General features: G+C 72.2%; 6 protein-coding genes. 1 reads left to right on the top strand and 5 read right to left on the bottom strand.

Translation table 11 applies throughout. From position 1 onward, the window contains the following. Positions 1-566: 566 nt before the first annotated feature. Positions 567-1,103 carry a hypothetical protein gene (locus ACH4ZX_RS39670; protein WP_398283703.1) on the bottom strand — a complete coding sequence of 179 codons (537 nt, stop codon included), beginning with the start codon at positions 1,101-1,103 and terminating at the stop codon, positions 567-569. Between the two features lie 508 nt (positions 1,104-1,611). Here ACH4ZX_RS39670 and ACH4ZX_RS39665 point away from each other — a divergent pair. Further along, positions 1,612-2,697, top strand: coding sequence for a hypothetical protein (locus ACH4ZX_RS39665; protein ID WP_398283701.1), 1,086 nt, complete (start codon positions 1,612-1,614; stop codon positions 2,695-2,697). A 101-nt stretch (positions 2,698-2,798) separates the two neighbouring features. On the opposite strand, the gene ACH4ZX_RS39660 is transcribed toward ACH4ZX_RS39665, so the two are convergent. From ACH4ZX_RS39660 to ACH4ZX_RS39645, 4 genes are all read right to left on the bottom strand, one after another. Next, positions 2,799-3,266 carry a hypothetical protein gene (locus ACH4ZX_RS39660; RefSeq protein ID WP_398283699.1) on the bottom strand — a complete coding sequence of 156 codons (468 nt, stop codon included), beginning with the start codon at positions 3,264-3,266 and terminating at the stop codon, positions 2,799-2,801. Next, entirely contained in the window at positions 3,260-4,174 is a 915-nt protein-coding gene (locus ACH4ZX_RS39655) for a hypothetical protein (protein WP_398283697.1), read from the bottom strand. The genes ACH4ZX_RS39660 and ACH4ZX_RS39655 overlap by 7 nt, the downstream gene beginning before the upstream one ends. Before the next feature lie 214 nt (positions 4,175-4,388). After that, the gene (locus ACH4ZX_RS39650; protein WP_398283695.1) at positions 4,389-5,486 is read right to left on the bottom strand and encodes a TniQ family protein; all 1,098 of its coding nucleotides are present in this window, start codon (positions 5,484-5,486) and stop codon (positions 4,389-4,391) included. 236 nt (positions 5,487-5,722) lie between these two features. After that, positions 5,723-13,039, bottom strand: coding sequence for a DUF3560 domain-containing protein (locus tag ACH4ZX_RS39645; protein ID WP_398283693.1), 7,317 nt, complete (start codon positions 13,037-13,039; stop codon positions 5,723-5,725). Between the last annotated feature and the right edge of the window lie 694 nt (positions 13,040-13,733).

Raw genomic sequence — 13,733 nt, 5'->3', positions numbered from 1 at the left:
CGGCCCCGGGGGGGCGGGGGCGGGGGGGCGCCCCCCCCCCCCCCCCCAGCCGCCCCCCCCCCCCCCCCACCCCCCGGCCCCCCCCCCCCCGCCCCCCCCCGCCCGCCCCCCCCCCTGTCTGGATGCGGACCGAGGAGAGCCTCCGGCCATCGCTCAGCGTTGGTCACCGTCACCGGGCGCGGGCACGCCTGCACCCTGCGGACGGGGGCGCGGCGTCCCTTCCCGGCCCGGCTCGCTTTCGCTCGCGGGGGCGTCGTACGCACGGCGCAAGCCTGGTTGCGGCCACTGGTACATGCGGCAATAGACGAGAGTGTCCCCGCGTAGGTCGACATCGACCTGATAGAAGACCCGGCCGTCTGCCCAGTCCTGGCGGGCCATCACAGGAGCGGTCCGCCACGCCCCGGCCGACCAGACAGCCAGGGCGGGACGGCGGCCGGGGGGCCAGGTGGTCACCTTCGGTCGGGGGCCGTCCTCGCGTCGCCACGGGCGGGCGGTGACGGGTTCGGGGATCTCCTCGGCGGCGCTCACGAGTTGAGCCTAAGCAGGGGCCACCGAGCGGTGCACGGTCAGGCGTCGGCGGGAACGGGGCGGCCGACGTCGGCGAGGAGCTCGGCCGGGATGCCGTCGCGGGCCCACTCGATGGCGAGGCGGGAGGCATGTCCCTCGGCGGAGTACAGGAGGGGGCTGCCCTGCGCGCCCATGATCCGGGTTGCCTCCTCGGCGTGCACGGGGATACCCAGGTACGCGCGTCCGGGTCGGCGCCAGGTCAGGTCACGCGCGGTGCCGTCCGCTGTGCCGCACCAGGCGTGTTCCATGGGGAACGCGAGATCCCATGCCATGCCCTCGACGTAGACGAGCTCGCCCTCGGATGCCCACGCCCACGAAACCGATTCGGTGTAGCAGCGGCCGGGGTCGCCGGGCGGGTCTCCGCCGTCCGGCCACGGCGCCGGGGTGAACAGGCGGCCGTACGTGAGGAGGAGCCCGGCCACTCCGCCGGCATGCCGGAAGCCGGGGAGCTCGCCGCGCATCTGCACATCCCGGCGGAGCTGGTCGACGAGCCATCCCTCGAAGTCGGCGGTCATGGCGGTGTCGAGACTGGTCATCGGCGGGCGTCCTCCTGGTGGTGAGCGTGCACCGGTCGAGTCTCCTCCCTGCCGCGCACCCCGGGGAAGTCGGTTCGAGGCCGAACCCGCCATCGCCGCTCGGCGCCGGGCGCCTGCAAGGGGGAGTTGGGGCGGGGCGGGACCGTGCACCCCCGGCCGATCCCGCCAGGGGTGCACGGTCCCGCCGGCACGCGGGACGATACGGCTCGGGGAAACCCGCAGGTCGGACCGAACCCGCCAAGTGGTGCACCCCCCTGCCACCGAACCCGCCAAACCGTGCACCCCCCTGCGGTGCACGGCGGCGACGGTCGAGGCTGCACGCCTGCGACCTGCACTGACACCCGGGCCGCCCTTCGCGGATGCGGGACCGAACCCGCCAAACGGTGCACCCCCCGATTTACCTGGGCTTACGCCGAACTCTCATGATTTATGAGCTGGGGACATACCTGAAGGGCAAAGTTTCAACTCAACTCACAGTTCAACTTGTAGTTCAACTGCAACTCATGTCATGGTGGAGGCCCACAGCAACCACGAAGGGAACGGCAACGACATGCAGGGTTGGGCCAACACCGACAGCAACGACAGCTTGTTTCACGCGTTCGCCGGGGAGGACGGGGCCAGCCTGCGCGCCGTGTGCAACGGGCGCATCCGTCCTGCCGAGCGGCACCGCCGCGGCGACTGCGGACTCTTCACCGCCGAGGCGGCCCGCGCGCTGCCCTTCACCACGCACTTGTGCGAGCGGTGCACCGTCAAGGAGAACGCCCCCGCCAAGTCGGCGGCCGACGTGACCGCCGACGGTGCACCCCTCTACAAGCGGGCCGGACTGCGGCACGCGGCCGTGGGCCGTGGCCGACGCGTGCACTACTCGCGGGGCAACGACGACACCTTGTGCGGCCGGGCACTGACGGCGTACCTCGACCTCGACGAGGCCGCGGCCCGGTACGCGCGGGGCGACGAGCTGTGCACCCGGTGCATGCGCGCGGCCGAGGAGCTCGCTTACGCCAAGTCCCTTGCCGCAGCGTCGCCCGTCACCCGAGCCGCCGCCGAACTCGCCGAGATCGTCGCCGACACGGACGCCGAGGAGGTCGAGGAACCGCAGGCCCCGGCGTCCACGGACAAGCGCGTCGTGTGCGGCGACGGCCGCGAACGTGTCGTCGTCGGCACCACCAACCGGCCCGGCGAGCCTGCCCGCGTCGTCGTCGAGGGCGGGGCCGAGTGGATCGCCGCCGAGTGCCGTCCGGTCCGCTGTCCGGCCATCGCGGGCAGCGCACCCGCGGATGCCGAGCACCCGGACACCCGCGCCGCACTCGACATCCTCGCCGGGACGCAGCTCGCCACCATCACCGACGAACACGACTTCACCGGAAGCGACGATTACGACAAGACGGCGCACGGCGCACTCGTCGAGCCCCGCGGCTACGGACGCGTTGCGGTGTACTGGCTCGTCGAGGGTCTCTACGTGACGCCGGTCAACCGAGAGCCGCACCGCGCCGAGCTGCGCCTCCTCGCCGCCAAGTTCCGCGCGGCCGGGTGGGAGATCGAGCCGTCTTCCGTCCGGTCCGTGTTCGCGTGGCGGCCGTCCGCCTCGGCGTAACAGCACAACGCCCGGCCCCCTTCACCAGGGAGCCGGGCGCCGGTCGAGGGCCTCGCCGCACACCGCGGCGAGGCCCTCGGCGTTCCGTCGGGGCTGCGGTTCTACAGCAGTTCTACGGGCGGAATCCGGCGCGCCGAGGCCATCCACCCGGACCGGGATTTGAGCGCTGCATTCATCTCGTCACCGGTCGGGTGACGGACGTCCGGCAGCCAGACCACAACCACCTGTGCGCGCCGGCGGGCAAGGTCCCACCACAGGGACGGGGGGTCGGCGAGTTCCATCACGACATGCACCTCTCCCTCAGCACCCGGCTTGTTGAGCGCCAGGAGAACCGGGCCGGTGGAGTCCCGCCAGAAGTGCCACAGTCCCCCATCGCTCGGCGCCTCCTGGTCGAGCGGAGTCATCGAGGCGTACGCGGGGAACCGCTCGATCTCTGCCCGTCCGGCGCCGCCGTAGGGCGAGAGCACGACCGCCGCCATCATCGCCCCGCCGACGGGGAACGCGGTCGGCTGAGCGATCAACTGCGGCACGTTCCGTTGACGCTGCTCGTGTCCCTGAATGTTCACCACGGCCGCGGCTCCATCGTGGACCAGTCGGCGGCCGTGGGCTGCGGGTCGAGGTCGACGGTCGGCACCCGCGAGGGCGGGCCGAGCTCGTCCTCGTCGGGGCCGTCGTCGTAGTCCTCGGGGGGCTCGATCGGGTCGACGTCGTCCCGCGGTTCGTCGTCGAGGCCGTCCTCCTGGTCCTCCTCGGCGAGCGGCTCCTCGTCGGCCTGGTCCACGGCGACGTTCCATTCCTCCTCTGGGGTGGGTTGGGCGTCGGGGTCGGCGTCGAGCTCGTCGCCGTCGTCCTCCTCGGGCGTGCTGTCGGGGAAGTTGGGATGCCTGATGCCGTCGTACAGGACGATCACGCGGTCATCGGTCCCGGTGCTGAGGGTTCGCTCCGTCCCGTCGAGCTGTGCGCGGGTCCGGACTTCGCCCCATGGGATCTCGGTCAGTGTCACCGTGGTCTCGAAGGTCTCGCGGCAGCCCTCGCACCCGTACGTGTCGTACCAGGCGGTGAGCTCGAACATGCTGCCCGGGTGCCGGTCGACGTGGATAAGGCGCCCGTCGCACTGCCCGTCGGAGAACTCGACTTCGCACCTCTCGCCGTGATGGCACCGGATGCCCGAGCATCGGCACGGCGCCGCGGGGTCCTCGTTCGGGCGCCACACCGCCTCGGCGTGTGCGCGCTGCGCAGGGGTGGCGGTTTCGGGGAGTGCGCGGATGCCGAGCTCTTCGGCGGTGATGCCGAGTTGGGCCTCGGCGGCGGTGGGCTGGAGTGCGTACACGACGGCGGCCGGGGCGGATGCCGGCGCGTCGGTGGTGGCGGATTCGGCGGCCTCGGCCCGTACGCGCCGCAGCGCCTCTTGGTAGTCGAGGCCCTCGGTCTCCTTGAGAGCCCAAGCCGCCTTTTGCTCGGCGTTCCTCTTCGGCATGCGATGCCCTCCCGGCTCCGGGCGTCGGCCCCCACGCGGCCCGCCCGGACAGGACGGATCGTCAGCTCTGGAACGACCGGCATCCCGTGGGACCTTCGTACCGTCGGTGCCCGTGCACGGCGTGGGCGTGCGGGCGGCGGTAGGGGCGTAGTCGCGCCCTCGGGACGAGGGTAGCGGAGCTGCCGACGGCTGGACGCCGGTCAGGGCGACGGCCCTACTTTCCGGGCAGGCCGGTGCACTTGGGGTACGGCACCCATCGGCAGCTCGGCGCGCGCCCGTTGCAGCGCTCGCACACGGCCGTGGTCGACGTCAGGGGCAGGCCATAGACCCACATGAGGCAGGACGGGGCCCGGTGAAGGCCGTGTTCGGCGGCGTGTTCGTGGAGGGCGGGGAGCCGGTTCCACCGCCGCTCGGCGGCCGTACGGCCGCGCGGCTTGGCCGCGGCCTCGGCCGTGTGCTGTTCGAGCCAGTAGGTCAGCGGTTCGCGCTCGCGCCGGGTGAGGGTGCCGGCGGCGGCGAGCTCGGCGACGTCCTCGACCCATGCCTCGGCCGAGGCGCGCGGTTTGCGGCGGCGTTCCTCCCACGTCCACATGTGCTCGGCGAGGGCGACGGCCAGGGGGTAGACGACGACCGGCGCGGCCCGGCGGCGGTGTCGGGAGAGGCCGAGGGCGTCCTCGTCGGCCCGCCACTGTTCGGCGGCCACCTGGCCGTGGACCCACCACCACAGGGCCACTTGATGGGCGTCCGCGAGGAGGGCGTCACCGACGGGGCCGAGGCGGTGAACGAGGTCACGGTGTCCGTGCAGAGCACGGGCGAGGGCGGGGACGGGGCCGGTGTCGACGAGGTAACCGCCGTCGTCTCCGGCCATCCATCGGCGCCCGCACCCGCACGGCCGCCATCGGTGCCCCTCGGCAGCCAGCCATGCCCCGGGTTCCATGCACAGCGGGCAGGCGGGCAGCGGCGAGGAGCCGAACCCGTCGGGCCACGTGTCGAGTTGGGCGGTCTCGGCGAGCCGGTCGGGGTGGACGCCGGGGAGTGCGCGGGCGAGCTGTTCGGGCTCGCGTTCCACCAGGGCGGCGAGCCGGTCGAGGGCTGCGAGGGAGAGGCGGACCTCGTCGCGCTGCGGGGAGGGGCCGTCGTCGGGGAGTTCGAGGGCGCGACCGGCGAGGGTGTCGAGGAGCGGGCCGACGTCTAGGCCGTTGGCCGTCGCGGTGCGCAGGAGGTACGACAGGTTCGTTTCGCCGTGGATCAGGGGGACGCGGAGCGGGAGCTCGGCCGCAGTGAGCGGGGCGGGCGTCGGGGCGGTGGTCATGGCGGCACGCTCCCACACGGCACCAACAGGGGGTGCACCGTTCGGGTGATGCCGTTTGCAGGCGTCGCCCGCGCGAGAGGGTCGTGATCACGCTGTGTGATCTTCGTGCGAGCCCCTCGGCGCCCGCGCGTCGGGCCTTGGTCGCGGGTCACGTCCGGGCCGGGCGCCGGACTCGATCCCATTTGAAGTGCACGCGTCAAGTCTCGGGGAAGCGGCACCCCTCGATGCCGCCGGGGTCACTCCTGATGTGCCCCTGTCAAGTTTGGCGGAAGCCGGCACCGCCCGGAGCCGGGGCGGGCGGGGGAGGGCGGAGCCCGCTCCCCACCCCTCGGCGGACGCCCCGCCCACCCGCCGGGAGGCTGTCGCGTGCCCTGTCGTGTGGCCTGTCGCGTGGCGCCCTGTCGTGTGCTGTGACCTGCGCGAACACCCCCAACCCCCCGGGTCTCCGCTCGACGCGACAGGGGGCCGCCGGCAGGGGCCGCAGCCGCGGCCGGGCGCGGCTCGCGCGGTCCCGCGCCCCGCGCGGCGGGGGCCGTCTCCGGGCCTGCCGCGGGGGCCATGGCGGGCGGCGCTCCGACCGGCGCGAGCGGGCGGCGTGGGCGGGGACGGGCCGTCATCGTACGACCGGTGCGGCCGTCGAGGGCGCCGCACTCGCCCGCCTCACGGGTGGCGTGAACGGCGGCCGTCCTCGGTGCCGGAACGTGCTGCCGGTCGGGCCCGCGTTCAAGCATCAGCCGGACCGGCGCCGCGGGCAGCATCGGGGGAGTCTGCACCGAGGGCGCGTTCACGTCTGCGATGCGCGGGGAGTCCGGCGTTCCGGCCTCCTCGGCTAGCCGGTCCTCAACGGCCTCCCGCTGCTCGTTCGTCCACAGGTTCACGGCGTACGCGTACAGGGCCCGCTGATAGGCCAGCGCCCGCCGGTACCAGATACGCCGGGCACGGGAGAGGACGGCGCCGGTCACGGCCATGCCCATGAACGGCGACACCGCGTCCGCCGCCTGCTGCGCCTTGTTGCGAATGCCCTCCCCCCGCCCTACGTGCTGCCAGGGGTAATCCCAGCGGAAGCCGACGAGCGCGCCGAGCTCGGCTTGCGTGAACGCACGGCCGCCGGACGCGCACCCCTGGGGTTCGTCCGCACGGCGCCGGGTGGCGCCGTACCACGTGGCGGTGACGCACTGCGCCACCTTGTCCGCGCTGAACGAACCGCCGCCCTTAGCCCGGCCGGTGACGGGGTCGACCGGCCGCGCGCCCCGGGTGTCGACCCACAGCCCGGACTCCCACCCGAGCGCCTGAGCCACGGTCAGGGAGGGGAGCGGCGCACGGCCGCCCAACAGGTCAACACGCATGGCCAAGTCCGGGCGGGTGACGGGGATGGGGCGCCGTACGCCGTCGCCCCACATGGCCCGCTCGGCAGCGGCGACGTCATCGGCACGGACCACGGACCGCGCCCCGTCGGGCTCACCGTCCCGTACGGCGATCATCCACGTGCGGACACGGTGAGAGGCGGCGCCGTAGGTGGCCGCGTCCTCGACCTGGAAGGACACCCAGTCGAATTGCAGGGACTCGCGCAACTCGGTCTGAATCGCCGCGCACAGCGGGGCGGCGGCCTTCAGCAGGTTGTCTGACTGCTCCATGGTGACGGACGCCAGGATGCCGCCAGCCTTGATCATGGCCATGGGCCACAGCAGGACTTCAGCCATCAGCGCCGTGCGCTCGTCCGCGCACGCGTCCATGGCCAGCCGCCGGAACTCGTCCGGAGTGCACCCGGGCGCGGCCGTCCCTTCCATGCAGTGCTGCGTCTGAATGTGGTGGTGGCACCCGTCGCAGTCGGCCGTGTCGTCGTGCTCTTCGCACCAGGCTTCCCACTCGCCGTCATAGCCGGACGGGTCCCATGCGGCCTCGCCCTCGTTCTCGGCGTCGGACTGGTAGGCGTACTCGTGGGGGCCGCCGTAGTCCTGGCAGACGTCTTCCACCTCAAGGTGTCCGAGGTACTCCGAGGCGTGAAACAGCAGGTCCATGAACTTCTCGACCTCGGCCGGTTGCACACCGGAGCGCTTCCCGCCGGTCGAAATCGTCGGGCACGGCGTAGACAGGTGCAGCCGCTTGACCGACGTCAGCACAGGGTGCCGGGGGTCCAGCGCGCGGACGTCAGCGCAGATGATCGTGTATCCGGCGGCGCGCGCGGTCGCGGCGGCGCCCTCGTTGATCTCGATCCCCACCGCGTCCACGTCGGCCGAGTCGTCGCCCCCCAGGGCGAGGCGCTGCCCCTCCGACATACCGCCGGGACCGTGGCACACGTGCACCATGCGTTCCGGGCCGCCGTCGGCCGGACGCCGCGCCCACCGCGCCGGGTAGGGCTGCGCGAACTCCGTGCAGGTGGGGCAGTCGGCGCACTCGCAGCCGTCGGCGCACGTCGCGCAATCGGTGTCGCACCACCAGGAGGCCGCACGCATGGCGTCTTCGTTGCCGTGCGCGGCAATGAACGCCTCCCGCAGAGCTGCGCCGTCAACCGGGGCCCCATTTGGCGCGTCCGCGTCAAGTTCCCGGGAAAACCCCCCTTCCCCACAGGGGGTCGAGTCTCCGTTTGAAGTGTCCGCGTCAAGTTCCCGGAACTGCGCCACCGGTCGAGGGGCAACGACGCCCGGCACCGCGCCGCCGTCGCCCTCCCATGCCTCCTCGGTCCCGAGGTCGGACACACCGGCCGGAGCCGGAGCGCTCACCGTCACCGCCGGCGCGACCGGAGCCGGGGCGGCCTGGTCCTGGCGCTCGGCCAACTCTCGCGCGTCGGCCGCCCGCTCCGCCTCGGCCTCCTCCGGGGTGGGCTCCGGGGTGACGTCGCGCGGGTCGGCGGGGATCGGCTCACCCGCCAGGGCGGCCCGCATCTGCTCAGCCGACATGCGCCCGGTGACGCCGTCGTTATAGGCGGCCGTGTACGTGTAGGCGCCCATCCGGCCCGCCGCCTGAGCCGCCGCACGGGTGACAACACGGCACCCGCCGACCGCACCCACCGCGCCGCCATCAAACGCCGCGTGAATGTGCGGGATCGTCACCGACTTCGCGTTAACCCGGGTGACCTCGTACCACGTACCCCGGTACCGGACGTAATCGCCCTTCACAAAGTCGGCCCGACCCCACACCTTGAAGCCGCGCCGCTCCGCCTCCTTGATCGTCTCTGCCCAGTACGTCAGCTCTTCGTCGTACTCGGCCAGACGGCGCGTCAGCTCCTCCCGGCGCTCCTCGGACGGCTTGCGTCGCCACACATCAGCCGGACGGCCCTTGTCGTCGACGCCGTCCCGCTCCCGCAGAACGCCGCGGCGCTCCGCCTCCAGCTTCTCGATACGGCGCAGCGTGCGCCCCGGGTTCTTCCGGTACCGCTCGTAGGCGTCCGCCGCCGCCGCACGGGATGCCCAGTAACCGGCCCGCTCGCCCTCGGCGATGCTCTTGCGCATCGCGTTGTGCATGCGCTCTTGGTCCCTGCGGGCGCGCCCTTCCGAATGGTGGCCTACCAAGATCGGCTGCCCCATCCAGAACCGTTCGGCGATCCGGTCCGAGGTATCCCGCGCCGACTGTGACGCCGCCGCCGCGCGTCCGGACCGGTCCGCGTACCGCTCCGTCCGCTCCTCGGCCGCGTCCACGCGGGCGGCCTCCCGCTCGGCGAACGACATCCCCTCTTCGATCACCACAGCGCATGACAGGCCGAGTGCGCGCACCGCGTCCGCAGCCCGGTTGATCTTCCACCGGTCGGCGCCCTTGTAGCGGCTGCCGCGGATGAAGATCCCGGGGTTGCGCCGGTAGGTCCAGCCCAGCGGGCGCAACGCTTCCCACACCCCGTCACCCTTGGCGGAGCCCTCAACGGTGGTGCCGTCTTCGTGGGTGTGCCGGATGACGATGTCTGCCGCCTCGGACGCCTCCCCCGAGCTCTCTTTTGACGCGTCCGCGTCAAGTTCTCGGGAAAACCCCCCTTCCCCACAGAGGGTCGAGTCTCCGTTTGAAGTGTCCGCGTCAAGTTCCCGGAACTGCGCCACCGGCCGAGGGGCAACGACGCCCGGCACCGCGCCGCCCTCTGCCTCCCACACGTCCACCCCGGACGGGTCGGACACCACGTCAGCCACCCGCGCGGGCACGTCGTCACGGGTTGCCGGCGGGGGGAGCTCTCCGCCGTCCCGCGCGAGCGCTCCGCCCTCGCCCTCCCACCCGCCCAGGTCGACCGCGTCCGCGTGCGCGTCCGGCCGTGCGTCCTCGGCCAGGACACCCGGCGCCTTGCACTGCTGAGCCACCGTGGCGTTCACCGCGTGGAGCGTCGCCACGATGCCCAGCCGGACCCCGTCCACCCATGCACCCGACGCGGTCACGTCGTACAGACCGGCCGACCACACCGCGCGCACTTCCCCCAGAACCTTGCCCGTGGCCCGCCCCCCGGCGCGCACGGTCACCGTGGCGCCCTGACGCTGCATTGCGACAGTCCACCCGTTCGCCGTCGCCGTCTCGGCGAACGCCACGGCAGCCATAGGCAGCCACACACCCGGCGCCGCCTCCGTCTCCGCCACGACCGGCGCACCCGCGTAACCGTCCTGCCAGTCCTCCAACTGAGCCGCCGTAGGCGCCTTACCCGCCGCCGGGATCTTCGGCGCCTTCCACGGCTGAACCAGAGCCTTGACCGACGCGGACGCCTGCCCCTTCTCAATCCCGCCCGTACGCCCGTGCGCCTTCTTCGACGGGAGGTCACGCCCGATCAGTGCCCGCCCCTCGTCACGGGCCGACACGGCATCGGCCAACAGGTCGACGAATGCCCGACGGTGCTCGTTCGCTTCCCCGTGCCTCACGTCCGGGTTCACGTCGATGTCTGCGGGAAGCTCGAACATCACCGCCGTACCGCCGTCGGCGGACACCCACGCCCCACGACCGGCCGGAACGTCCCCAGACACGGCACGCGCGAGGAACGCACGCGCCGACTCCGACCGGCGCCCCGGTTCCGCCGCCTCCTCCTCCAGGCCGGACAGCTCACGCCCACACCGCCGGACCGCATCCCGTGCAGCCGTCCGCCGTGTATCCGCTGCCCACGACGCCTCACGGGCACGCTCCGACCACCCGCCGGACGTCTCGTAATGCACCACCACACGCTCACCCAGCACACCAGCCGACCGGCGTACTTCCTGGTGAAGGTCGTACGCATCCCGCCGCCACGCCGCGCACGTCTCCGCGTGCTCCTCCGCCACCGTCAGCCGCTCACGCGCCACGGTCAGCGCACGGCGCGCACGCTCCGTCAGCCACGCCCGCGACACCCGCACCGTGCCCTCATACGGGCCACGGAACGCCACCGGGAACACCCCGCCCCCCTTGCCGTGGCAGATCACCGGCAGCACCTCAACCGCGCCCCCGTCGGCCTCCCACCCGTCCACCCCGCCGGGGTCCGACACGACGTCGGGCAACACCGCCGGCCGCTCCACCATGACCGGCGCGCTCTCGGCCGGAGAGGCGTCCGCCGCCTCGGGAGCCTCCCCCGGGACCTCTTTTGACGCGTCCGCGTCAAGTCCCCGGGAAAACCCCCCTTCCCCGCGGGGGGTCGAGTCTCCGTTTGAAGTGTCCGCGTCAAGTTTCCGGAGTTCCGCCTCCTCCGCGCGGTCAGCCTCGGCGGCAGCGTCGCCAGTCGGCCCACCCTGGGGAGCGTCGACCGCGGCCGGAGCGCCGACCGGCGCGCCCTCGCCCGCCACCTGAGCCACAACCCAAGCCCCGAACTCCGGGGACGAGTAGTCGACGCACACCCGGGAGTGCCCGCGGCCCGGAACGTCGCCGATCACCTCGGTACCGTCGACCAGGCACGCCCCGGACCCATCGAGCCGCACCCGGACTACGCGCACCCAAGACCCGCGGCCCGGAACGTTCACCAGGGACCCAATCGGCAGCGTGGCGCGCGCGTCTCCCTCGACCTTGCGAGGCTCGCCGAGTGCGTACCCGCCATCGATGCGGGCAGCCTCGGCGCGTTCACGCTCCCTGTCTGCCTCACGCTCGGCCCACAACTCCGCCTCGCTCGCGTACTCCGCGTATGCGAAAACCTCACCCGCACGCCGCGCGTCCGACTCCGCAGCGTCCGCCAGAATCCGGGCACGCTCCGCACACTGCCGCGCGTACTCGGGGTCACCCTGGGGGGCGTCCCATACCTCGTACCGGGCGCGAGACGCGCACTCGTTCGCGCGAGTCACCCGCCGGTCAATCCGCCTCAGCGCAGCACGAACCGTGTCCGCCTCAGCGTCCGGCAGAGCGTCAACCGGCCGCACGTCGTACACGTTGCGCGTGTACCGGGCAACGTCCGCCGTGACGTAGTACGCCTCACCCGCACGCGACGCGTGATCATCCGCAATGCTCGCGAACGCGCGGCACTCCGCCGCCGCAGCTTCCGCCGGACGCTCGCACTCACGCTCACGCGCCGTGCGCTCTTCCGCCGCCGCTACGGCCGTACGCCGTTCCTGCGCTCCCTCGTCGACCGTGTCAACGTCGTACCGGGCAGCGTCCGCCAGAGACTCAAGAGCCCCCGACTCGTCCCCGATCAGGGCGAGTTGACCGGCCGAAACCTCCCACCCACAGTCACTCGCCAACAGGCGCCCGATACGGACGTCATCGGCGTTCTGGTGAACGCTCCCACCGTCGGCGAGCGTTGCGGCCATGATCGCGCGGCACCCGCACGAACCAAGGTTCATGTCCTTACGGCCGTTCCCGTCCGCCCCGGGCACGATCAGGCATTCGCACTTCCGGCACACAGCCTCGGCGCGCGACTCGCACGCTTCCACCGACTCCCACGCCTGATCTGACGCGTCCTCAATCCGGCCGAGGCACTCGCGCGCGTCCTCCTCGGCCTTGAACACGATCGCGCTCCACTCGTCACACACCGACTCGGCCGAGTCGTCCCCACGGGCAGCAATCGCAGCGTCAGACAGCGTCCGGCGCGCCCGCAGCACTCGGCGCAGCAACGCTGCACCTTCCTTGACCAGACCGGACGCCGGACGTGCGTCCTCACTGTCGTACTTCCGGGCCTTGATCTCCGTACGGCCGATCAGTCCGGCCACGTCCTCACACTCGGCCCAAGATTCCTCGACACGCGCCACCGTGGCCGCTTCGTCCGCCTCGGTCGACCACTCCGCCGCTTCCTGCGCGAGCGACTCGGCACGGTTGGCGAGCGTGCCAATCTCCGACAGTGCTTCCCGCGCATCCTTGCCCGCAGCAACAGCCGCGCCCATGGCCGCTGTTCCGCCGTCCACCGTGGCCGGAACGGCAGACTCGGTGACCGGCGCCACGCCGTCCGCCTCGGCCCGGTAGTGGGTGAGTGCCGCGCGGTAGCCGCGCGGGTTCGACGACACCCACTTGCCCGCGCGCCACGTGTAGCGCTCCGTACGGGAGTCGGACGGCGCAGTAACGACCAGCGTCCACGCGTCCCCGTCCCGCTCCACCATGGCACCCCACCCACGGCCGGTAGCCGCGCCGGCGAGCGCACCAAGGTTCCGCGGAGCACCCTCGGCGAGCGCTTCGGCAACGGGCATCGGGACGGTGGTTGCAGTCATTCGGGCCTCTTCCGTTCGGTCCGCCGCGGCTCGTCCTCGGCGGTTGGTGCGGTTCCCACCTTACGGGAGTTGCAGCACAACTACAAGTTGAACTGCAAGTTAGTCTGCAACTCTCGGAGTGGCCGCCGCGCCCCAACCGGCCCCGGGGCCCGAACTCTGTGGAAAAGGTGCGCACTTGATGGCGGGTTGGGTGCCGACCAGGGGAAACGACCGCTTCCTGGCCCGAAACCGCCATCGGCGCGCCCGAACCGGTAAGGGGTGAAACTTTGGTGCCGGGTGTTACTCGAACGGACGCAAGGGAACTGATGGAGCATCAGCTAGCGCGTTTGCACTGGTCAACACCGAACCCGCCAAACCGTGCACCCCCCGGAGTCCGTTCGATTTCGGGACTGTGGAAAAAGAGCGCACCAAATGGCGGGTTCGGATCACGCCTCCCACCCTCGGCCGAGGCTCACAGAGCCTCAAAAGTGGTCCTGACCTGCGGTTTTGATGAGCTCTCAAGGGGGTGCACCGTTTGGCGGGTTCCACCTAGTTAGAGAGGCTCAGACAACCCGCAGGCAAAAGACATGATCCGCGAAGCGGATCATTGCGCCCGCGAAGCGGGTGGCAGCGACGGCGCGAAGCGCCGTCAGGTGATCGGCGAAGCCGATCACTGGTTGTAGTCGGCAAAGCCGACTACAGACCCGCGCGCGGG

This window comes from Streptomyces sp. NPDC020490 (genome assembly GCF_044335305.1).
Classification (GTDB): Bacteria; Actinomycetota; Actinomycetes; order Streptomycetales; family Streptomycetaceae; genus Streptomyces.
The sequence above is the reverse complement of the archived record's forward strand: the minus strand, read 5'-3'. Positions and strand labels throughout refer to the sequence as shown.

Bases quoted from the DNA above. Each gene is read 5' to 3' on its own strand.
- ACH4ZX_RS39670 (WP_398283703.1), bottom strand. From the start codon at position 1,103: ATGACCAGTCTCGACACCGCCATGACCGCCGACTTCGAGGGATGGCTC.
- ACH4ZX_RS39665 (WP_398283701.1), top strand. From the start codon at position 1,612: ATGGTGGAGGCCCACAGCAACCACGAAGGGAACGGCAACGACATGCAG.
- ACH4ZX_RS39655 (WP_398283697.1), bottom strand. From the start codon at position 4,174: ATGCCGAAGAGGAACGCCGAGCAAAAGGCGGCTTGGGCTCTCAAGGAG.
- ACH4ZX_RS39650 (WP_398283695.1), bottom strand. From the start codon at position 5,486: ATGACCACCGCCCCGACGCCCGCCCCGCTCACTGCGGCCGAGCTCCCG.
- ACH4ZX_RS39645 (WP_398283693.1), bottom strand. From the start codon at position 13,039: ATGACTGCAACCACCGTCCCGATGCCCGTTGCCGAAGCGCTCGCCGAG.